We start from the raw sequence: 22,163 nt of genomic DNA, 5'->3' as shown, positions 1-22,163 counted from the left end.
TGAGGAATACCAAGATCACTCTTTTGGTGAAAATTGACATGTAAAAAATATTAAATAGTGATTTAGATCCAGATAAATGGAATATTGAAGACGCAAACGTTTACGTATGCGACGAAGATTACGTGTTCAATTCAAATAAATTCTGGACATTAAGGAAAGTTTTGCAGGCAATTTCATCAGGTTCTACATGTTTTAATGACGACAACTCGCGGCAAATATCGACAATTTTATCGGGAGAATTGGCTTGTCCCTGGCAACCATTGACTGGCATATCTGGAGAATCTGTTTCTAACAATAAATGTTCAAGTGAGAACTTACTCACTGCATGACGGGTTTTATTCGCTCGCGGATAGGTAATGGTGCCACCAATTCCAAGGAAAAAGCCTCTTTTTATGTAATTCATACCCAGCTCATAGCTGCCGCTAAAAGCGTGAAGGACACCTCGACTCTCGGGAAACTTATTTAAAATCTGCAGCAATTCATTGTGTGCCTTACGACAATGTAAAATAACAGGCAAGTCGTATTTGATGGATAAAGCGAGCTGCTTTTCCAACAAATCAACCTGCTTATCTCTATCAGCGCCTTCCATTGCAAAATCCAGCCCACACTCACCCACAGCAACACATTGACTGTGTTTTTCTGATAATGCATCGTCCAGCATGGCAATAACGTCATCCTGATGCTCGTCCTGCCAAACGGGGTGAAGGCCAAGTGCAAAGAAGACAGTTGAAGATAACTCGGCCAACGCTTCGATTTGCTTCCAGTTACTCACAGCCACTGAGGGAATAATCATCCTTTAACGCCCGCATCACAAACACGTTCAAGCCATGCTTCGGGGTCTTCTGAGAAGGGCGAAAAATCAAAATGGCAATGGCTATCAAAATACATAGAAACGTTCCATCAAAGAAAGCCCCAAACAATCAACACCTTCATTAGATGTCCCAGATCTTAACTTAGTAACTATATTAAAGACAAAAAAGCCGTCGAAATCGACGGCTTACTTTATCATGATTGTTTATCGACGAATCTTAGTGTTCGCGGGTCGCTCTAAAGCGCACATCAGGGAAACGCTCTTCAGTCAGACGCAAATTCACCATGGTTGATGCAATGTAAGTCAGGTTGTCACCACCATCTAATGCCAGGCTTGACTGACTCTTACGTTGAAACTCATCCAGCTTCTTCGCGTCATCACATTCAACCAACGGGCCGTGGCAACATTAATCGGCTCATAAATGGCTTCCACGTTGTATTCCGCTTTAAGACGCGCAACAACCACATCGAACTGCAGCACACCGACCGCACCAACAATCAAATCATTGGTTTGTAACGGACGGAACACCTGCACAGCACCTTCTTCAGATAACTGGACCAAACCTTTCAGAAGTTGCTTTTGCTTTAGCGGATCTTTTAGACGAATACGACGGAATAATTCAGGTGCAAAGTTAGGAATACCAGAGAACTTCAGTTCCTCGCCCTGCGTAAAGGTATCACCAATTTGAATCGTACCATGTTATGAAGACCGATGATGTCACCTGCAAATGCCTCAGCAGCCCGCGTGCGATCACCCGCCATAAAGGTTACCGCATCAGAAATAGACACAGTTTTACCAAGACGGACATGCTTCATCTTCATGCCCTGATCATACTTACCTGAGACCACACGCATGAAAGCAATGCGGTCACGGTGCTTCGGATCCATGTTGGCCTGAATCTTAAAGACGAAGCCTGAGAACTTCTCTTCTTCAGAGGTCACTTCACGCTCATTAGTCTGACGAGGCAGAGGTTTTGGTGCCCAAGCAGTCAGACCATCAAGCATATGGTCAACACCAAAGTTACCCAATGCCGTACCAAAGAACACAGGCGTCAGTTCACCGCTAAGGAAAAGCTCACGATCAAATTCATGTGATGCACCCATTACCAGTTCCAGCTCTTCACGCAGTTGCTCCGCAAGGCTTTCACCAACCGCTTCATCGAGTTCAGCGTTATCTAAACCTTTAATGGTACGAATGTCCTGAATAGTGTGTCCCTGACCCGTTGAATACAAAATCGTTTCGTCACGGTGGATGTGGTAAACACCTTTGAACTCTTTACCACAGCCAATCGGCCATGATACTGGCGCACAAGCAATATTCAGCTCACTCTCAACTTCATCAAGCAGCTCCATAGGGTCGCGGATATCGCGGTCCAGCTTATTCATGAAAGTCACAATCGGCGTATCGCGCAGACGCGTGACTTCCATAAGCTTACGGGTACGATCCTCGACACCTTTTGCAGCATCAATCACCATCAGACATGAGTCAACGGCAGTCAGGGTGCGGTAAGTATCCTCAGAGAAATCTTCGTGTCCCGGCGTATCAAGCAGGTTTACAAGACAATCGTTATAAGGAAACTGCATCACTGACGTAGTCACCGAGATACCCCTTTCCTTCTCCATCTCCATCCAGTCAGACTTCGCATGTTGATTTGAGCCACGACCTTTTACCGTACCCGCAGTCTGAATCGCCTGTCCGAACAACAGTACCTTTTCAGTGATTGTGGTCTTACCTGCATCAGGGTGAGAAATAATAGCAAACGTGCGTCGCTTATCGACTTGTTGCTGTAGAGGAGAGTTCGACATTCTTGGGTTCTTCTAGTTGGTGTAAAAACTGCAAGGGATTCTACTTTAAATGACAAAAAATCGTAACTGGACATTATCGTCCAATCCTTACCTCAACAGAGTAATATTCTGGACAAAACACTCCACGCTGTGATCTTGTTACTTATCTCTTAAATAATCAGGATATGAAACCAACACAAACTGCAATTGAACGTTTCAATTATTTCATACAAATGCTGGATCTATGTCCTAACAGTCAAAATAAAGGCGTTAATGATTACATTTTAGTGACAAAAGGTAGCTCAATCAGGAGATCTAAGTCGACTAAAAAAAGAAAAACATCGCAATCAAGTATTATTAAAGAGATTTATGTCTCATAAATAAACATAAAGTCAAATCTTCTGAATACCCCTCTATAGACTCCAAAGTTATCAATAAGACATCGCTCACCCACTGACCAAAAGATTTATAACGATGAAAAAAGTAACTCTGACGCAACAAGCCAACGTGATCTCTTCCGGCGAGCAAGCATTTGTCATCGTCGACGGTAAAAAACTACCTCTCGAAGAAGCCGTAACACTCCCGGCTGGCGCAGAGTTACAGGTTGAGGGGGATGCAAATCCAAACCTTATATATGAAGACGGCTCATCCGTTGAAATAGAAGAGACGCCAGTATCGCTCGACGAAGAACTCGCCAGCGAAATCGATGCCATTCAAGCATTGATTGCTTCCGGAGAGGATCCAACTCAAGTCCTCGAAGCAACAGCAGCAGGTAACAGCCAAGGGACAGGCTCATGGGGCGCAACCTCAATCGAGAGAAATTCCAGCGAAACAAGTGTTGAAACAGGCTTCGATTCAGTGGCAGATCTGTCTAATGAAAAGACGTTAGGAAAAGATGCACTTGAATATGTGCCGCAGAATATTGCAGAAGAAACGAGCGAGACTGCCACGTTCATACTCAGCTCAGCAACTAACGGTAACGATATCACCGAAGGCGGACAGATCACCTACACCGTGACCCTCAGCGCTGCGGCCAATGAAGACATCACGATTACCCTTAGCAATAACGAAACCGTCACCATTAAAGCTGGCGACCTCACTGGCTCTGTCGACGTCAATGTACGGGCCGATGACCTGTATACCCAGAGCGATGATAACCTCTCGGTCAGCATCAACAACGTGTCGGCCAACAGTTTCGAGGCAGTAACGTTCGAAGGCACCGTCAACAATACCGTCACGGATGACAGCGATGCCAGCACCCTGACCCTGGGCCTCAGCGCCAACACCGTCACTGAAGGCGGCACCCTGCAGCTGACCGTCGCCGTGACCAATCCACCACAAGGCTCGGATCTGGAGGTCACCCTCAGTAACGGTCAGGTGGTCACCATCCCGCAAGGCCAGAGCGCGGTCACCTTGAACTACACCCCGGCACGCCCGGACGACGCTTACACGCAGGGCACCACCACCGAGTCGCTGTCTGTCACGGGCACCACCGGCGGTAACTATGAAACCCTGAACACCGCGGCCACTGCCAATGTCACCGTCACGGATGACAGCGATGCTCCTATCCTGACCCTCACCGGTGACACCACGGTCACCGAAGGCGAGCAGGCCAGCNNNCAGAGGGCCCGACCCTGACCCTCACCGGTGACACCACGGTCACCGAAGGCGAGCAGGCCAGCTACACCCTGACCCTGTCGGAAAATGCCCACACCGACATGACCATTGAGGTCATTGTTGGCCACAAGACCACCGAGAGCGGCGATCTGGTCCCGGTCACCCAAACGGTCACTATCCTGGCCGGCTCCAACACGGTCTCCTTCCCGGTCAGCACCCTGGATGACAGCCTCGACGAGTCGGCGGACAATGATGTGTTCACCGTCTCTGTCGGCACCATCGCGGGCGGCGGCTTTGAAACACTCCCGACGGCCCCGGCCTGGCTATTGAGACTGAGATAGTTGACGATAACGACCGTCCGACCCTTAATGTCTCAGACGCTGGCCAGATAAACGAAGGCAGCAATGCGACCTTTGTGGTCGAGCTCGGGAACGCAGTCAAAGGCAACGTTGAGTATACCTTCGGCCTGTCGGGGAACGGCTCCAACCCTGCCGACCTGAGTGATATCGAGAGCGTCACCCTGACCAATGAAAACGGTGCTGCACTCACTGGTGTGAACCTAACCGACAATGGTGACGGCACTTACACTGTGACCTTGAATGGTTCAGTCACTAACTTCAACGTAGTGGTTCAAACTATGCAAGACAGCGTATTCGAGGGTGATGAAGGCTTTAAACTTGACGTCAGTACAGATATTACTCTGGCAACAACTGGGAATGACACTACGGGCATTGCTACCATTTCGGATGGCGACTTTGACAATGTCATCATCGAAGGCGTTGGTGGGATCAATAGTGTTTATATGTCCAACGGCTATGTTACATCTTCACATGGACATACCACACCAAATGGCGCAACACCAAGTGTAACAATTAACGGTGAATTAAAGCCTGGAGCAAACAATCCTGTAATTGATGGTAACGACTATATCAGTACGGGAGGAGACAACGATCACGTTGAAGGAGGTCTCGGCAATGACACCATTTACTTGGGAAGCGGAAGTTCATGGCAACAACAGAACATTCCACCGCAAGGCGTCGATGCAAGCCTTTTTGTGACTTATGAAGATAGCCAGCTATTTCAGGGCGGTAATGAAGACAATACTTTACAACATTTCACATCACCTTCGTGGGCTGATGCCGCGCATGGCGGTCAGGGAAATGATTCGATTTTTGGTGAGGCGGATGTCGACCTAATCTCTGGCGGTAGTGGTAATGACTACCTTGACGGTGGTGAAGATGATGACTTCCTCCGAGGTGGCAGCGGTGACGATACCATCATCGGCGGTTCAGGCGATGACATAATGCGCGGTGATGCGGGTAACGATACCTTCGTGTTCTCAATGGACGATGTTATCGCAAGCCTTCTTTCCACTGACATCATCGTCAAGTTTGACAATGACAACAGCGACAATGAAGTCGACACCCTCGACTTGGGCAATTTGGTTAATTACACCGCAGATGAAGAGTCACCAAGTGATATCTCTGCCGAATTTGCGGGAGACACCTTGACGCTGAATTTCGATACCGACAATGATGGCGATATCGATCAGTCGATTGTGCTGGAAGGCGTAAATGGCGATATCTCGCAAGGCATCGTGATTAACACATTGATCAATGGTAAAGAAGCGACGCTGACTGTCACTGACAGCGATACCACTGCTCAGACCGCGCCTGAAATTAAGCTGGACTTCATCGACTAGCATCTTAACCCCTAAGGGCGAGGCCTTCCGGTCGTCGCCCTTTCTTTTTATTCAGGAGATACACCCGTGACGGATGCAGTTGTTACCGAACAAAAGCCAAGACAATGGCGTATTTCTGCAGCCACCAAGGCAGTGGAAGACCCTTTGCTTGACTGTTTGGTATTGTTAACCGAGCACTATGGCTCTCCCTGTTCAGGTGATGCTCTCACTGTTGGCCTGCCCATGCAGGATGCGGTGCTGACACCTGATTTATTCCCGCAGGCCGCCAGTCGTGCAGGCCTTGCCGCGAAGCTCTCACTGCGTGATCTTTCGTCCTTGCCGGACATTTTATTGCCCTGCGTGCTGTTGCTAAAAGACCATAAAGCATGTCTGCTGCGTAAGCTTGATTTCGATAACGAAGAAGCCACCGTTCAGTTGCCTGAAAATGGCGGTGAATTGACGATGTCGATTGATACACTGGAGTCGTTATATTCGGGCTACACCTTCTTAGTGAAGGAGCAGTTTCGAAAAGACAGTGGTATAGAGCTCCACCACCACAGTAGCGAACGCCACTGGTTCTGGCAGTCAGTGCGCGATGCGGCCCCCTTTTACAAAGACGCCATGATTGCCTCGGTGTTGGTTAACCTGTTCGCGCTGGTATCCCCACTTTTTGTCATGAATGTCTACGACAAAATTGTGCCCAACTTGGCTTTTGATTCTTTGTGGGTGTTGGCGTTCGGGGCTTTCTTTGTCTTTTGCTTCGACTTTTTGATGAAGAAGATGCGCTCTCATTTGATTGATGCTGCGGGTAAGAAAATCGATATCGTGGTGTCTTCAAAGCTCTTCGCGCAGGCCGTCGGTATTCCGCTTGAAAAGCGGGCGGGCAGCGTTGGCGTAATGGCAAAACAACTTGGCGACTTCGAGGGATTCGAGAAATGCTGACCTCGGCCACCGTTACCGCCTTTGTAGACTTGCCGTTTGCGCTGTTTTTCATCTCGGTGATCTTTGTTGTCGCTGGTGATTTAGCCATGATACCGCTCGCCGCTGCGATAGTTATTCTGGCTTACACCTTTGCTGTTCAACGCAAACTTCGTAACGCCATTGAAGAGAGCAACAAATACGCCAGTCAGCGCCATGGCCACTTGATTGAAACCCTAAGCTCGCTGGAAGGCATAAAATCGAACATCGCTGAAGGGATCGTGCAAAAGACCTGGCAGCAAATGACCGCACATACAGCGAAGTGGAACCTTAAAGTGCGCGAGCTGACCAATGGCGTTTCTTACACAGCTTCCTACATTGTTCAAGTTGCTTCAGTCGCAGTCGTAGTTCTGGGCGTTTACCGTGTCGCTGACAATGCCATTTCAATGGGTGGGATCATCGCAGCGGTGATGCTTTCGAGCAGGGCAATTCAGCCTGTGGCGCAACTGGCGGGCCTGTTGACCCGCTGGAACCAAACGGCATCCGGCATGCGCCAGCTCAATACATTGATGGAGCAGGAAAACGAATACAGCGATAAAGGACAACTGATAAGCCGCTCGCGCCTTAATGGTGATATTCAACTTCATAACCTGTCATTTTGTTATCCGCCGAGCGAGAAGCCTACACTCTACCATGTAGCTTGTCGATAAAGTCAGGCGAAAAGGTAGCCATCATTGGTAAAAATGGTTCCGGGAAAACGACCTTGATCCGCCTCCTAGCCGGCCTCTACCAACCCTCACAGGGCAACCTGAGCTTCGATGGCATCGACAGTAAACAAATACACCCTGCCGATCTTCGTCGTAATGTTGGCTATCTCGCACAAGACATCACGCTCTTTAACGGCACCATCCGAGAAAATATTATGTTCGGTACCCGTCAGGTGACCGAGCATCAGTTGATTCGCGCTATTCAGCTCTCAGGTATCGAGGCATTTACAGCCGACGATAACGAAGGGCTCGACAAACAAGTGGGAGAGCGTGGTGAGGCATTGTCTCGCGGCCAACGTCAATCTATCGCACTTGCCCGCGCACTGCTTAACGATCCCCCTTGCTTATCATGGATGAGCCGACGTCTAACCTTGATGCCCCCGCAGAGCAGCGCTTTATCAAATCGATGCAATTTGCGTCAAAAGACAGAACGCTTGTGATGATCACCCATAAAAACAACCTGCTCGAGCTGGTTGACCGCATCATTGTGGTAGATAAGGGAAAAGTGGTCCTTGATGGTCCCAAAGAAAAAGTACTGGCTCAGTTACAAGGTAGGCAGCGTCAGGGAGAGCCAGCATGAAGCGTAAATATGCCAAAGATATTGAGATGGCAGACGACATTTATGGCGCCATTCTCAGCACATCCCCCGTTCAATATCGCATCGTCATCTGGGGCGTGTTCGCCTTTTTCGTGGTGATGTTGATTTGGGCGCATTTTGCGAGCCTTGACCAGGTAACCCGTGGCTCTGGCAAAGTTATCCCCTCTTCAAAGATTCAGACTATTCAAAGTCTCGATGGCGGCGTATTGGAAGAGATGTTGGTGCGTGAAGGCGACGCCGTCAAGAAAGGCCAGGTCGTTGCGGTTATCGATGATACCCGTGTGCAATCTGACTTGGCGCAGCAAGACGAAGAGAAAGACAGCCTTCAAGCCAATATCACCAGAATAAATTTTGAGCTCGATAGTATTGTTATCGCTGACAAAAAGGGCGGCGGACGGGATATTTCAATCTCAATTACTGAGGTGGTCTTCAATGAGGCGTTGGTAAAAGAGCAACCAAAACTGGTTGCCAGACAACAACAGGAATACGAAAGCCGTCTTAAACAACTCAAAACTAAGCTTGCGATCAGTGATAAGCAAATAAAGCAAAAACGTATTCAAATCAGAGAAGTCGATACCAAGCTGAAAACACTGACAAAAAGCCTCAAGAGCATAAGAGAAGAAATTGCGATCGCTGAACCCATGGTGAAAAGAGGCATAGAGCCTGAAATTAATCAGATTCAGCGTAAGCGTCAGGAAAGCGACATCTCAGGCGAAATACAGACGATGAAGCTGCAAAAGCCTCGCCTTATCGCCGCTATTGAAGAAGCTGAGATCACACGTATTGAGCACGCACAAACCTTTATCAGTGCAGCCCGTGCGGAGCTTGATGAGTCAGAGACGCGTCTGGCACGTATTGTCGAGGCCCGCGTCGGCACCTCAGACAAAGTGAACAGAGCGCTGGTACGCGCCCCGGTAACAGGCAAAGTGAAAACGATTTATTTCAACACCGAAGGCGGCGTGGTCAGGCCCGGTGAAGATGTAATGGAAATCGTCCCGTCGGAAGACAAGTTGCTGGTTGAAGCCAAAATCAACCCTAAAGACATCGCGTTTCTTCGCCCCGGCCTTGAAGCTGTGGTGAAGGTGACCGCTTACGATTTTACCCGCTATGGCGGTCTGACAGGCACGCTTGACCACATCAGCGCAGATACCACAACCGATGAAGAGGGAAACAGCTTCTACATCGTGCGGATCAGCACGGATGCGTCAGCTTTCAAGCGTAAAACATCTGAATCCTCAAACAACAACATGCAAATTATTCCCGGAATGACCACCAGCGTTGACATCATTACCGGTAAACGCACTGTCCTTGAATATCTGTTAAACCCGATCCTACGAGCGAAGGAATCCGCCCTAAGGGAACGTTGATGCTACACCACCAGGAGATAATAATGAAAATCCACGGAAGACAAAAAGCGCAGGTCAAAGCCCTGTTTGTCGCCGCGTCTACATTGCTTGCAACCTCGTCAGTTTCGGCCCAAAGCCTCGAGCAGGCTGTTGCCACCGCACTCGATAAAAGCCCTGAAATCAGACAAACATTCAATCAGCTTAAATCTTGGGATGAGCGCGTAAATCAAGCATCTGCCAGTTATTACCCGACGATTAGCGCAACCGCGAGCGTCGGTCAAGAATGGACCAACTCACCAAGCACGCGCCGTGATGCGGAAACCTATGGCAGAGACGAAAACCGTGATTTGACCCGTTCGGATATCGGCCTGACATTGAACCAACTCCTGTTTGATGGTTTTGCCACCCCGAACAATGTCGACAGAAATAAGCATGAAGCAGAAGCGGAAAAGTGGAAACTCTATAGCCTTGCCGAGGACAAAGCGCTGGAAGTGTCGCGCGTGTACCTTGATTACCTGAAGGCAAAACAAGTGGTTGAGCTTGCTCAGCTGAATACGAAAAACCACAAGCAGATATACCGTTCTGTAAAAGAGAAAGCGAGATCTGGATTTAGCTCTTCTGTCGACCTCTCTCAGGTCTCAGGACGCATGGCCAAAGCCAACGCAAACCTGCTCGTAGCAGAAAATAACTATGCCGATGCGCTTGCCACTTACCAAAAGCTGACCGGTAAAGAGCCAATGAACACACGCCGCCCAGTGCCTGATGCCGTGATGATCCCGGATAGCCTACAAAAGGTCATTGAGCTGGTAAGAACTAAGCACCCACTGCTCATCTCAGCCAACAGCGATATCAAAGCAGCAACAGAAGCCCGCGATATTGCCAGAAGCCACTATTTTCCACGTGTAGAGCTTGAAGTTTCAGCCAACTGGAATGATAACGTCAGTGGTGTTGATGGCCTGAAACCGACCGATGTCGGGGGTGAAAACGAAAACGTTCAGGCCCTGGTACGCTTTAAGTATGATCTGTTCTCTGGTGGCGCGAACACCTCCAAAGAACGTGAAGCAGCTTATGACATGAATATTGCTAAACAGACGCGACACAAAGCCGTAGAAGATGCTGTTGAAAACGCCACCTTTGCATGGAATTCGCGCAGTTTTCTCAATCAACAATTACCGCTTTTAAGAGAGCATGTTGGCTATGCGACTGAAGCACGCGACGCATACCGTGAACAATTCAAGCTTGGTCAAAAATCACTATTAGACATTCTTGATTCTGAAAATGAACTGTTTGAGGCCCGAAAAGCCTATGTGTCTGCTGATTACGAAGAACTGGCGCAGCAATATCGTCTATTCAGCGTAACGGGCCAACTGCTCGCCGCACTGAGAATCACCACACCGACACTTTGGCAAAACGAAGCACGACTGGCAGGGGTAAACTAACTATGAACGTAAAAATGAAAATCGCTCTACTCGTCTTTCCCATTCTGGCGGGATGTTCAAGTACACAGTTTGTCTCTACCGATATCGTTACAATGGCGGATCAAGTTCAACAGGTAAAAGACCTACGCGATCGTGACGATGATGGCGTGATTGAGGCAAGAGAACGCTGCGACCGAACCTTAGTTGGCGCTATTGTTGATAACGATGGATGCCCGAGTTCAGAATCGAGCAAGATGACACAGCGTCTCGACGTCAAGTTTGCCAACAATTCTGACATTCTCCTTCCCGGCAGCACCGTAAGCATTAAGAAACTGGCTGACTTTCTCAAAGCGTATCCAAAAGCAGAAATCATTGTCGAAGGGCATGCCAGCAAAGTTGGCGACCCGGCGAAAAACCTTATTTTGTCTGAAAACAGGGCGAAAAGAGTCGCCAACACACTCACTCAAGTCTTCGGTATCGATGCAGACAGAGTGGGAGCTGTCGGTTTTGGTGATACTCAGCCACTTGTCTCCGGCGATTCGGAGTCTGCTCACAGTAAAAACCGCAGAGTCATGGCAGCGGTATCGGGTGAGAGTATTAACGTAGTGATGCGCTGGACAATATTCACTGATGAGCAATAAACACAATAATTAAACCAAAGACCCCGAGGTGTATATTGATGCTTTTCGGGGTCTTATTTTTTGTTTCTACGGTCACCTTTCATTTCACTATTTTCTGCCTCTGAGCCAGCACCATTTTTTACTGCATTCACATAAAGTCAGGTTTTCCAAACAGTTAAATCTTCGAAAAAGAGAATCGGCGTTCCCAATGTTAAACGGGATAAGACTGTTGATTCTATGCTAACGCTTGTAAAAAAAAACCATAACTATCAATAGTATTTATCACCTTCCATGAAATGACACAAATATAGAACAGTGATTCATTTTTAAGACTTTAAGTGCGAAAGAGACCCAAGGTAGGTCAATTAATATTATCATCAAAGAAGTTAGTTGTAGTGGCGACACACATTAAATAAAAACCGCCACCTTTTACTATTTATTTTTTGGGAAACCAAGCAAAGCTGGAAAACCGACTCACAGCAAGCTTAATTACCAACATTGAGGGGAATACCATGATATATGGTGTTGGCCGCAAGCTAAAGAGAGGTATTTTTTCTTTGGCTATGGCGGCTGCGTTTGCTCCTGCTTTAGCGTCGGCGCAAACTGTGGAACAAGCCGTTGCGCTTGCGATAGATAATAGCCCGGAGCTGAGGCAAGCATTTCATCGCTATAAAGTCAGGCAAGAAGATGTCAAACAAGCAGAATCAGGGTATTACCCTGATGTGAACGTCAATGCAGGTATTGGCCGAGAATGGACGGATAGTCCATCGACTCGCAACAGTACTCAATCAGACGAGTATGTGGGACTCACGCGAAGAGAAGTAGGTGTCACGCTAAAGCAGATGCTGTTCGATGGCTTTTTTACCTCTAGCGAAGTCAGCCGTACTCGTAACGAAGCGAATGCTGACCAATGGGCGTTGTTTTCAGCCTCAGAAGAACTGGGACTGGAAGTTGCCCGCGCTTATCTTAATTACATTCGAGCCCTCAAAGTCGTCGCGTTAACCGAAGAAAATCTTGCTGCTCATCAGGCCACTCTGAGAGCCGTAAAATCGAAACGGGCTTCTGGCTTGGCATCAGTCTCTGATTTATCTCAGATAACAGGTCGCGTTGCGCTGGCGAAAGTTGAATTGTCTGGCAGCATCAATCAGCTCGAAGACGCGACTGCGGTATATCGCCGCTTGGTCGGTGTAAAACCTTCAGAAACGCGTACGCCAGTGCCTGATGCAGATTTGATTCCGCGCTCGTTGTCTGAGGCAATACGTATCGCGTCTCAAAACCATCCCACCCTGTTCTCTGCGGGCAGTGATATTCAGGCTGCGCTTGCTCAACAAGAATCTGCCGGAGCGCGTTTTTATCCTCAGGTCAACGTTGATTTATCCGCTAACTTCAACGATAACCTTGATGGTGTTGAAGGCGAAAACAACGATATACAAGCGATGCTGCGCGCTAACTACAACGTTTTCAGAGGCGGCCGCGATACGTCTTACCTTCGTTCAACCGGACACGGTGTGAATGAAGCACGTGAGATCCGCAGACAGACCTACATGGATGTCGCTGAGGGCACAGCATTGGCATGGAACGCACTGACCAACCTTCGCGACCAGCTAACTTATATGCAAGAGCACGTCAGAGCGGCCACGCAGACGCGCGATAGCTATCAATCACAGTTTAGGATTGGGCAACGCACCTTGATCGACCTATTAGACGCTGAAAGCGAATTGTTTTCCTCGCGCAGAGACTACTTGCACACAGAGCATGATGAACTGCTGGCTCAATATCGAGTGCTGAATGCAACTGGTCGCCTGCTTGACTCCTTCAGGATCACACGCCCCATACAATGGCAAAGTGATGGTGGCCTCAACGAGCTCGTTGAAGAGGAGAATGCACAATGAAAACCTCTTATTTGATTATTGCGTCCCTACTCACCACTGGCTGCGTCAGCAAACCTCTGGAAGATTTCTACTCGACAGAGATCCCTGTGATGCCTGACAGTACACCGCAGATAAAAGACCTGCGCGATTTCGACAATGATGGTGTCATTGAGTCGCGTGAAGACTGCGAAGAAACAATACGCGGTGCGATTGTCACGAACAGCGGTTGTCCTGATGAGGAAATCGGAGAGCGTTCAATTCGGCTTGATGTGAAGTTTGCTAATAACTCGACGAAGTTGACACCGGAATACACCAGAAACCTCGAAGAGTTAGCCAATTTCATGGCTCGCTACCCTAAAGTGGTCGTTGAAATAGAGGGGCATGCCAGTACCGTAGGAAATGCTGGTTACAACCAAAGGCTGTCGCAACGAAGAGCCACGGCTGTTGCTGAGTCATTAGTGAATGATTTCGGCATTTCTGCGTCGAGAGTAAGGGCGGTTGGCTATGGTGAATCAAGACCCTTGATTAAGGGCAATACTGATATTGCTCATCAGCAAAACCGACGCGTCATGGCAAAACTCAATACCCGGTTTGAGAAAACAGCCATGAAGTGGACCATCTACACCGACGACAAAAAGAAGAACTAGCAAAATTAAAAGTAAAAAACGGAGCGATAAGCTCCGTTTTTCTTATGGTTAACTTGAACCACTAAGCCTTTGAGCTAAGTTCGACGTCAGCCAAACCAATAGCACATGACCAACGCATCTTCTTTACCTTTATCTTTTGGGTAATAGCCAACACGCCTGTCTATCTCATTGAAGCCCGACGATTCATAAAGGGCAATCGCAGCCGTATTACTCTCCCGAACTTCGAGCCATGCCTCTTCTGCCTTCATTGCGGTCATTTGATGGATAAAGTGACTGAGTAATTGCTTACCCAAGCCCTGCCCCTGAAAGTTAGGATCAACGACGATATTAAGTAGCGTCGCCTCCCCGGATACACACTGAGCATAGAAATACCCTGTCAGCTTGCCATCGACGAAAATGCCAACATTACAGGCAAACTTTCCATCTAATTTCGCTAACAAGCTCTCCGACCATGGGTGAGAGTGAGCTCGCTGCTCAATAGAGACAAGCTGCCGATGCATTGCTGGCGCAAGAGGAAGAAACTCAGTTTTCATATTCACAGATTCGTAGCCAAAGTGCTTTTTTTGCCGCCGGGTTTTCGTGCATTTCAGATAAAGGAATGGACACTAATGACTTGGGGCCAGATAACCCACTGACTGGCTCATTGATGTACCACACCCAGTCAAGGTGATGAGAGTCAATCTGTGTCAGGGCAGTATGTGGCAGGGTTAACGCTTGCTCTGGAGATAACTTCATACTGGCAAGAATTTTACTGAACAGCCATGCGTCGTGTTCATCCAACGGCTTGTCACAAACGAGGAGTAATTTGCACGTTGTAGGCAGGCTGATCGTGTTGGCGGTGTGCGAGGGAAACAACTCAGGCGACGAAGTTGCCAGCTGGTAATGCCCATTTCACTCAAACGCTGAATGTCATCAATTGCCATAGTGACCCCAACAATAATTTTATGTAGCCAGCATCCTACCAGATTCCTGTAAAACTAAAAATCCGTCCTCTGCGCAATACAATCCATTATCCACCAGCGACTGTGACTATACTGAGTCAAAATGTCGGGGGAGATATAAGGTTGACTGAGAAAGCGGTGGAAGAAGGATTTGATCATGACAAGTGGCAGAGACAAATAGCCGAGCTCATCGATAACTCGCCCTTCAGACATTTTCCAGCGACCCTTTTTTCGATTCTCTCGGAGTGCGTCACCCTTGATGCGGGTATGCTGGTTGATGAGCGCTTGGGCTCTCGACCAGAGCTGATCGCCGATTCCGCAATATCGCCCTCACTTCGACCCCATATTATCGATAACTATTTCTCCGGCGCTATTTACTCGACCCTTTCAGCCTCTCATCGTCATCAGGGCTTGAAGAGGGGTTTTATTCTCTCGACAGCGTTGCACCCGATGACTTTCGTCAAAGTGAGTATTATCTTACCTACTACGCAACGGCTAAACTCCACGATGACTGTTTCTTCATCGCCACACCAAACGCACATACCCGATTGTCTCTGGCAGTTGGTCGCCATGAGAGCAACCCCAGATTTTCAACTGATGAGGTAGCTGTGCTGTCATTTCTCTCACCTGTAATTATCAGCACCCTGAAAGCGTTTTGGCGACTCAATTGTATGACCAATCAGAGCTACAAATGCATGTCGATACCTCAATCAACCAGGCGTTCAAGCAGTTTGGCCAGAGCGTGATAACCGACAGGGAGCGGCAAGTCGTGCACTTCATATTGCGAGGCCATTCTGCAAAGTCTATCGCCAGAGAGCTGGGGATATCACCTAGCACGGTACAAATGCACAGAAAAAACCTCTACAGCAAACTCAACATCTCCTCGCAGTCAGAACTGTTTAACCTGTTTATCGAGTTTTTGCGTTCACACACTTAACCTTACCCGTCGTCAGTGATTCATCAAGCCTACCCTTTTCAGGGTATAGAAAAGTCCTCAGTCAATATCTACAGTCAATAGAAGCCTGAGTAATGTCGGAGAGGAATATGATCGTGCAGAACGGACCAGACCAAGCTAAAGAAGCATTAAAACATGCTCGCTTTTTTCCATTCTGGCTCGACAGCACAGATTCACCACCTTCGACTCCTTCTTTGGACACAGAGATTCAGTGCGAACTACTGATCGTCGGTGCTGGCTTCACCGGCCTTTGGGCGGCTATTCATGCCAAAGAAGAAAACCCGGAACGGGATGTGGTGATTATTGAAGCAAAAACTGCAGCAGTCGGTGCTTCAGGGCGGCCTGCAGCTATCCTCTCTACATCTGTGATGCATGGGCTCAGTAATGCAAAACGCCTGTATCCGGAAGATATTGACAGACTGGAATTGCTCGGCAAAGAGAACATCGATGGTTTCAAGCGGGCTATCGAGCAATATCGTATCGATTGCGATCTGGAATGGACAGGTGAACTCACGGTAGCCGTTGGTGAGCAGGGTTTACCTGATATTTTGCGAGAGCATCAGCTCTATGAGCGGTATGGACATCAAGCTGAGCTTCTCAGCAGCGAAGAGCTCGAAAAGGAAATACGCTCACCACTTTTCAGCGGTGGTCTGTGGTCCAAAAAGCGAAGCGGGATCGTCAACCCGGCAAAACTGGCCTGGGGACTCAGGCGCGTCGCGCTTTCTCTTGGCGTCAGATTATATGAGAATACGCCTTTGATAGCATCAAAACGTCTCGCAAAATGTTTACAGGTCACAACACCAACGGGAAAAGTAACGGCAACAAAAGTGCTGCTCGCAACCAACGCCTTCGCGGCAGGTCACTCGCGCATACGACGCCGCGTTGCTGCAATCAGAGACCGTATTGTTGTTACCGAGCCGCTTAATGAAACGCAAATGGAAAGTATTGGCTGGAAGCATCGCCAGGGGATCTATGACACCCGTACACAGCTCAACTACATGCGGCTGACAAGCGACAACAGAATACTCTTTGGTGGCCGACTCGGGTACTTTTTTAATAACAACACCGATCCTGACCAAGATAAACACGCAGACGCTTACCTTCCCTTAGTCGAAAATTTCTATCGAACCTTCCCTACCCTTTCCGGTATTAAATTCAGCCATGCATGGAGCGGTCCGATAGGGCTGACAACCAGAATGGCGGTTCATTTTCAACGTTACCACTTTGGCAACACGATATATGCAGGCGGTTATTCTGGTTTTGGTGTGACAGCAAGTCGCTTTGGCGCAAAAGTCGGTCTAGCAATCTTGGATGGGAAGGACACAGAAGAAGCAAAGATGCACTTCTCAAACTCGTTACCGGGCTATATCCCCCCCGAACCTTTCCGGTGGATAGGGGCAAAAATCACCATGTATGCATTAGACACAGCAGATGAGAAAGGCGGTTGGCGGCACTGGTGGATAAAAATGGTAGAGAAAATGGGGTTTCCGGTTACGCAAAACGAGTTAGGGTGATGTACGTTCAATCGGGCTGATTTATCGTCAGCCTGCGATAAATAAACAGGCCGACAAAGACATGAGAAACTAAAACTGAGCAAACTCAGGACAATAGCTTATCTGACCAAATTTTCCGGAAAATGATCCCGGCTCAAGTTCTACCGCCATAAATGCGGTATCTGGCACTGGCCACTGACAGCTCAAGCCTACTTTTGCCGCTGTCGCAAAGCCGAAGCGACCATAAAACTCAGGGCTGCCAAGCACAAAACAAGCAGGATAGCCCAGCTCGAAAAGCATTTCGAAGCCTTCATTTATCAGCTTTGTCGCAATGCCTTTCTTCTGGTGGCCGGGCAGCACTGAAACAGGAGACAATGCCTGCCAACCCAAGTCCTCGCCTTCCAGCATTACAGGGCTGAACATGATGTGACCTACAATCTCACCGTTATCAGTACAAGCGACTAACGACAGTGTATTGTTTCCGTTCTCCCTGAGGGCCATCACCAGCTTAGCTTCTGCATCAGTATCAAAAACCTGTCGTAGCATCCGATCAATCTGAAGAATGTCTGCAGGTACTTCCGTTCTGATGAGCATCGTGTAATTACTTCCCTTTTGCTGTCGCGTTTTGTCCATAGTAGATGAAATCTGCCAATGCCACTAATCCTTGTAGAAGTGTCGATGGCAGTGCATCTGTCTTTATACTGTCTATCGTGTTCTTTAGTTCTAGCCGACGCTCTGTGTCACCTTTAATTTACAAACGTCGATGAAAGAACAGTGCTTTGACCTTCTTTTCCCTAAGCCAATACCACTCAGTACCATTTTGGCGCTGATATCAGGAGAGGGGTTGTCGGAAGGCGGTACAAACCGTCTTTCTTTGTAACCAATTACGCTTCGGGTATCAATATCAGTGATATGAATTTCTAACCAACGCCCTTCGATAAAGCTAAAATCGCCATCTTCAAGCGCTTCACGGAATATATGTTGCAAAAATTGCAAAGAAACTTTCGTTTGCAATTCCTTTGGAACAAGTTTAACAGAAGTGTTCCCAGCACTTGGAGCGCGCTGCACAACCTGCGGCTTCATAAGTGAGAACCACATATCCTGTGGTGTAAGTGCATGGAAAGTCACATTCTGTGACAACGTTTTGTTTGTTTTTTATGTCTTGAGTCAAAAAAATGGCTCAGAATACGCGAAAGATTTTAGCTATGACGGTGACACGTATATAGTGTCGAATATATGAATAGCTTGTATCAAATTATAAATTATTACTAGAGGTTTCATTGTTATCATGCCATTGGAGCAGTTAAAGCATTGGTTTGCCCACCTGACCGATAACAGTCCATTCCTCTTCGCCGTGCTTGATACCAATCATTATTATCATTGGGTCAGCCAGCGTTACTCTGAATTGAGTGGGTTGAGGCTGGATGAACTTCCGGGAAAAAATGACCGACAGGTTCTAGGGAATACGTTTTATCAGACGTTGAAGCCTTACTATCAACAGGCTTTAAATGGTCAAAGCGGTGAGGGTGAAGTGCTGCTTAATGACGGCACACAGGCGACCAGTCTCCACTTTTGTGTTGCACCTTTGATCGACCCCGATAGCAATGGCGAGATAAGCGGGATTATTCTCCATGCCTCAGATACCTCTGAACGGCAAATACTCAGCAGTGCACTGGAAGCGTCTGAAAGTAAATTTGCTACCTTATGCAAAATGATGACAGATGGCTGCCTGATCATTCGTGATGGCTTCGTCGTCAGCAGCAACGAAAGTGCCGCCAAGCTTCTTGGTTTCAATAACCCTCATAGTCTTCTTGGACAATCTATCGATGAGCTTTTTGTTGCCCGTGAAGGGAGCATTAGCCTCGTTGAGCTGCTTGAGTCTAATGCTCCCGAGCAACAAATCTTTGCCGAACCTAAGCACTCGAGCAAACACGCTATCTACCCGCTTTGCTACCTTCAACTCGATAAATCTTTGACCCACGAAGGGATGCTTTTGATTCAGCAACAAGGCGGTAGCGAAGAATCAGCGGAAAACACAGCGAAACTCATCAACAGCAACCCGCTGACAGGTTTATATAACCGTCAGGGTTTTTCTCGTTGTCTTGAGCAATTCATCGCCAATAACGCAAAGATGGTTATGCTGTATCTGGACATTGATAACTTTAAAAATATCAATGATTCCCTTGGCCACCATATTGGAGATAAAGTTCTTCAGGATATCGCGCAGCGTCTCGGCAAAGTCCTCCCCGAGAGTGCTATTGTTGGCCACCTCAGCGGTGATGAATTCGCCATCATTTTACCTGACCTAAGCTCAGAAGAGGCTACCGCGGAACTCACAGAGCGTATTACTTCAGTGATACGCCAACCGTTTGAGCTTCATCATTTCAGTAAGTTCCTGACCTGCTCAATAGGCAGCGTCGCTTTCCCTCAAGATGGAAAAGACGTAAAAAGCTTACTGCAAAATGCTGATACCGCCATGTATGAAGCCAAAGAGCGCGGCCGAAACCAACTTGTTGCTTACCACCAGAATATGAACAAAGAGGCGCGGATGCGCCTGTGGCTGGAAATAGAGCTTCAGAAAGTTCTTCAGAACAAAGGGCTGGAAGTCTGGTTCCAGCCAAAAGTCAGCACGCGGGACTATAGCATCAATGGTGCAGAAGCACTGGTCAGATGGAAGCACCCTGTTGAAGGGTATATCAGCCCGGGTCGCTTCATTCCTGTCGCCGAACGTTCAGGAATGATTGAACAGCTTGGCATCAATGTAATGCGTGAAGTATTCCAAGCTGTACATAGATGGAAGCAACTTAACATTTTGCCAGGCCCAATTGCGATTAACCTGTCCCCGCAGCAGTTCAGAAACCCTAACCTGCTCAAGCACATGAAGAAGATCCTGGAAGCCAGTCAGATAGACTCCAGAATGATCACCTTTGAATTGACAGAAAGTGCCGTCATGAATGACAGTGACCACACCATTCAAATGCTTGATGCGATCAAAAAATTGGGTTTCACCCTGTCGATTGATGACTTTGGTACCGGATATTCGTCCCTGTCATACCTTGCCAGATTCCCGCTTGATGAAATCAAAATTGACCGAACTTTCATCATGGAAATGGAGACTCTCGAGAGGCAGAAGACGCTGATCAAAGGGATCATCAACCTTGGCCGTTCTCTCAACATGTCAGTGGTCGCAGAAGGTGTTGAAACCAGCGATCAGGCAAGAGAACTGACCTCCCTGAACTGTGACAGTATTCAGGCTTCCATTTTTATCGCCCTATGCCGCAGGATGAATTTGAAGAAATTTTGCAAAAGACACAAAATAATCAGGTTGCTGCTCTGCCAAGCCCAGACAAACGACCTGCGTAAAACCTGCGGAAAATCAAATACCCGAGACTCTTAGGGTATCAAAAAATTGTACTTCTTATTTTAACCCGCTTGCTCACGCAGGCGGGTTATGGCGTTTTGTATAGCCTTACTCTGCACATCGAAAATAAGCCCTAAGAATCCATGTGGCTCTGATTACCCTTACACACCCAGACAGTTTCTCTGGGTAGGCAGATACTAAAGAGGCAGATCTGAGCGTTTAAAGCGAAAAAGGTATACGAATAATCAGGACAGGAAATTTAACGGCTACTGGCATAACACCGCTGGTAAGATCGAACAATATTAAGGAAGAAAGGGAGCAGGCTTTGCACAATCAAGCCCCGTCTTCGGGGCTTTCATTGAACTAACGGTACTCTACTGGCTGATACTGCTGAGCCAGTAAGCTCAGTTCCAGCAACGCATACCTATGCTCGACGAACTGAAAAACATTGCCAGACATCGCAAGTTTATAAAGTGCCGCAGCGTTTTCATCATCGCCTGAGAACTGATAGTGCTTGGCAAGATAGAAATAGGCCTCGCACAAGCGCTCGGCGAGTTGGATATTGTCTTTGCTGGTCGCAGTTATGTTATCGAGAAATGCTGTTTCCGTCGTTTCTCCTAAATAGAAACGAACAATTTGCCAGCCCCAATCTTCTGTGTTTGCGGCTTCATAACGATGACGCAGTGAAGCCGTCGCATCGCTCTCGCCATACAGCTTTCTTTCCGATAAATAGAGCCAGAGGGCCCGATAAGCATCGTCTGTATTACGTTGAAAATGTCGGCTCAACTTCTCACGCGCCAATTCCTGCCTACCACCGTAATAGAGCGCGATACCGAGGTTTTGGGCGGCATAGTCAAACTCGCCGTCGAGTTCAAGACTCGACTCAAACGCATCATAGGCAGAATCAAACATGCTGCTTTGCGTAAAATATACACCAAGCATATTAAATACATCAGACTGAGAGGGATTAAGTGCCAGAGAGCGGTTGAACTCGAGTTTAGCAAGATCTCTAAGCCCGATGGAGTCATAAAGAAGACCTCGCTGATAATGTAGCCTCGCAAGCTCGCCTTCCTCAATATTCGGCTGTTGCATAATCTGATCGATGTGAACCAACTGAAGCTCTTGCTGATAAGTTGGCTGCAACGGCATAGCAACCGGTAATGTCGACCAAGAGTACGATGATTTGTCGTCTAAACCTGTTGATGCACAACCGGCCAGCATCATCAGACTGGTCGCCGCCACTACCCTTCCCCATTTCAACATGTTCAAACTCCTGCGCACAAAAAAGGGAGCAGACGCTCCCTTTGTATCGTTTTATACGTCGTTATTAGACCT

The 22,163-nt window shown here is 47.9% G+C and carries 17 protein-coding genes and 3 pseudogenes; 13 read left to right on the top strand and 7 right to left on the bottom strand.

The annotated features are described in order from the left end of the window. Window positions 1-118 precede the first annotated feature (118 nt). Together CS022_RS07435 and prfC are read right to left on the bottom strand one after the other, a co-directional pair. Window positions 119-793: a TatD family hydrolase gene (locus CS022_RS07435; protein WP_235869315.1), complete on the bottom strand. Its 675-nt coding sequence runs from the start codon at window positions 791-793 to the stop codon at window positions 119-121. Between the two features lie 235 nt (window positions 794-1,028). Continuing rightward, a pseudogene (gene prfC, locus CS022_RS07430) lies at window positions 1,029-2,616 on the bottom strand (peptide chain release factor 3). Between the two features lie 453 nt (window positions 2,617-3,069). Here prfC and CS022_RS07425 point away from each other — a divergent pair. From CS022_RS07425 to CS022_RS07385, 9 genes and pseudogenes are all read left to right on the top strand, one after another. Continuing rightward, on the top strand, window positions 3,070-4,233 hold the full coding sequence (locus CS022_RS07425) for a retention module-containing protein (protein ID WP_129121758.1): 1,164 nt from the start codon (window positions 3,070-3,072) through the stop codon (window positions 4,231-4,233). Then, window positions 4,230-4,553 (top strand): immunoglobulin-like domain-containing protein, encoded by a 324-nt coding sequence (locus tag CS022_RS07420; protein WP_328590330.1) that lies wholly within the window; start codon window positions 4,230-4,232, stop codon window positions 4,551-4,553. The genes CS022_RS07425 and CS022_RS07420 overlap by 4 nt, the downstream gene beginning before the upstream one ends. 74 nt (window positions 4,554-4,627) lie before the next feature. Then, the gene (locus tag CS022_RS07415) at window positions 4,628-5,914 is read left to right on the top strand and encodes a calcium-binding protein (protein WP_129121756.1); all 1,287 of its coding nucleotides are present in this window, start codon (window positions 4,628-4,630) and stop codon (window positions 5,912-5,914) included. A 66-nt stretch (window positions 5,915-5,980) separates the two neighbouring features. Then, a pseudogene (locus CS022_RS07410) lies at window positions 5,981-8,158 on the top strand (type I secretion system permease/ATPase). After that, window positions 8,155-9,543, top strand: a complete 1,389-nt coding sequence (locus CS022_RS07405; protein WP_129121755.1) for an HlyD family type I secretion periplasmic adaptor subunit — start codon at window positions 8,155-8,157, stop codon at window positions 9,541-9,543. Before CS022_RS07410 ends, CS022_RS07405 begins: the two are co-directional and overlap by 4 nt. Before the next feature lie 23 nt (window positions 9,544-9,566). Further along, entirely contained in the window at window positions 9,567-10,961 is a 1,395-nt protein-coding gene (locus tag CS022_RS07400) for a TolC family outer membrane protein (protein ID WP_129121754.1), read from the top strand. 2 nt (window positions 10,962-10,963) lie between these two features. After that, a complete protein-coding gene (locus tag CS022_RS07395) occupies window positions 10,964-11,581 on the top strand; it encodes an OmpA family protein (protein ID WP_235869314.1) in 618 nt (205 codons plus the stop codon). Between the two features lie 491 nt (window positions 11,582-12,072). After that, a complete protein-coding gene (locus tag CS022_RS07390; RefSeq protein WP_129121753.1) occupies window positions 12,073-13,452 on the top strand; it encodes a TolC family outer membrane protein in 1,380 nt (459 codons plus the stop codon). Next, window positions 13,449-14,078, top strand: coding sequence for an OmpA family protein (locus CS022_RS07385; protein ID WP_129121752.1), 630 nt, complete (start codon window positions 13,449-13,451; stop codon window positions 14,076-14,078). The genes CS022_RS07390 and CS022_RS07385 overlap by 4 nt, the downstream gene beginning before the upstream one ends. Before the next feature lie 86 nt (window positions 14,079-14,164). Here CS022_RS07385 and rimI read toward each other — a convergent pair whose 3' ends face one another. Together rimI and CS022_RS07375 are read right to left on the bottom strand one after the other, a co-directional pair. Continuing rightward, window positions 14,165-14,611 carry a ribosomal protein S18-alanine N-acetyltransferase gene (rimI, locus tag CS022_RS07380; RefSeq protein WP_129121751.1) on the bottom strand — a complete coding sequence of 149 codons (447 nt, stop codon included), beginning with the start codon at window positions 14,609-14,611 and terminating at the stop codon, window positions 14,165-14,167. Further along, window positions 14,601-14,933 (bottom strand): DNA polymerase III subunit psi, encoded by a 333-nt coding sequence (locus tag CS022_RS07375; RefSeq protein ID WP_235869313.1) that lies wholly within the window; start codon window positions 14,931-14,933, stop codon window positions 14,601-14,603. Before CS022_RS07375 ends, rimI begins: the two co-directional genes overlap by 11 nt. A gap of 209 nt (window positions 14,934-15,142) precedes the next feature. Between CS022_RS07375 and CS022_RS07370 the strand changes: the two genes are divergently transcribed. From CS022_RS07370 to CS022_RS07360, 3 genes are all read left to right on the top strand, one after another. Beyond that, complete coding sequence (locus CS022_RS07370; RefSeq protein ID WP_129121750.1) at window positions 15,143-15,625, top strand: hypothetical protein; 483 nt, start codon at window positions 15,143-15,145, stop codon at window positions 15,623-15,625. A 61-nt stretch (window positions 15,626-15,686) separates the two neighbouring features. After that, window positions 15,687-15,956: a response regulator transcription factor gene (locus tag CS022_RS07365; RefSeq protein ID WP_129121749.1), complete on the top strand. Its 270-nt coding sequence runs from the start codon at window positions 15,687-15,689 to the stop codon at window positions 15,954-15,956. A 107-nt stretch (window positions 15,957-16,063) separates the two neighbouring features. Beyond that, the gene (locus tag CS022_RS07360) at window positions 16,064-17,488 is read left to right on the top strand and encodes an NAD(P)/FAD-dependent oxidoreductase (protein WP_129121748.1); all 1,425 of its coding nucleotides are present in this window, start codon (window positions 16,064-16,066) and stop codon (window positions 17,486-17,488) included. A 69-nt stretch (window positions 17,489-17,557) separates the two neighbouring features. Here the strand turns inward: CS022_RS07360 and CS022_RS07355 are convergent, their stop codons facing one another. After that, complete coding sequence (locus CS022_RS07355; protein WP_129121747.1) at window positions 17,558-18,061, bottom strand: GNAT family N-acetyltransferase; 504 nt, start codon at window positions 18,059-18,061, stop codon at window positions 17,558-17,560. Window positions 18,062-18,190: 129 nt separating this feature from the next. Further along, the gene (locus CS022_RS07350; protein ID WP_129121746.1) at window positions 18,191-18,550 is read right to left on the bottom strand and encodes a hypothetical protein; all 360 of its coding nucleotides are present in this window, start codon (window positions 18,548-18,550) and stop codon (window positions 18,191-18,193) included. Window positions 18,551-18,755: 205 nt separating this feature from the next. Between CS022_RS07350 and CS022_RS07345 the strand changes: the two are divergent. After that, window positions 18,756-20,830, top strand: a pseudogene (locus CS022_RS07345) (sensor domain-containing protein). A gap of 361 nt (window positions 20,831-21,191) precedes the next feature. Here CS022_RS07345 and nlpI read toward each other — a convergent pair. Continuing rightward, window positions 21,192-22,097: a lipoprotein NlpI gene (nlpI, locus tag CS022_RS07340; RefSeq protein ID WP_408057223.1), complete on the bottom strand. Its 906-nt coding sequence runs from the start codon at window positions 22,095-22,097 to the stop codon at window positions 21,192-21,194. Between the last annotated feature and the right edge of the window lie 66 nt (window positions 22,098-22,163).

It is taken from the genome of Veronia nyctiphanis (assembly GCF_004116385.1).
In the GTDB taxonomy this organism is placed as follows: Bacteria; Pseudomonadota; Gammaproteobacteria; order Enterobacterales; family Vibrionaceae; genus Veronia; species Veronia nyctiphanis.
The sequence above is the reverse complement of the archived record's forward strand: the minus strand, read 5'-3'. Positions and strand labels throughout refer to the sequence as shown.

Excerpts from the sequence above, each read along its gene's own strand:
- CS022_RS07435 (WP_235869315.1), bottom strand. The coding sequence starts at position 793 with ATGATTATTCCCTCAGTGGCTGTGAGTAACTGGAAGCAAATCGAAGCG.
- CS022_RS07405 (WP_129121755.1), top strand. The coding sequence starts at position 8,155 with ATGAAGCGTAAATATGCCAAAGATATTGAGATGGCAGACGACATTTAT.
- CS022_RS07400 (WP_129121754.1), top strand. The coding sequence starts at position 9,567 with ATGAAAATCCACGGAAGACAAAAAGCGCAGGTCAAAGCCCTGTTTGTC.
- CS022_RS07395 (WP_235869314.1), top strand. The coding sequence starts at position 10,964 with ATGAACGTAAAAATGAAAATCGCTCTACTCGTCTTTCCCATTCTGGCG.
- CS022_RS07390 (WP_129121753.1), top strand. The coding sequence starts at position 12,073 with ATGATATATGGTGTTGGCCGCAAGCTAAAGAGAGGTATTTTTTCTTTG.
- CS022_RS07385 (WP_129121752.1), top strand. The coding sequence starts at position 13,449 with ATGAAAACCTCTTATTTGATTATTGCGTCCCTACTCACCACTGGCTGC.
- rimI (WP_129121751.1), bottom strand. The coding sequence starts at position 14,611 with ATGAAAACTGAGTTTCTTCCTCTTGCGCCAGCAATGCATCGGCAGCTT.
- CS022_RS07360 (WP_129121748.1), top strand. The coding sequence starts at position 16,064 with ATGATCGTGCAGAACGGACCAGACCAAGCTAAAGAAGCATTAAAACAT.
- CS022_RS07355 (WP_129121747.1), bottom strand. The coding sequence starts at position 18,061 with ATGCTCATCAGAACGGAAGTACCTGCAGACATTCTTCAGATTGATCGG.
- CS022_RS07350 (WP_129121746.1), bottom strand. The coding sequence starts at position 18,550 with ATGAAGCCGCAGGTTGTGCAGCGCGCTCCAAGTGCTGGGAACACTTCT.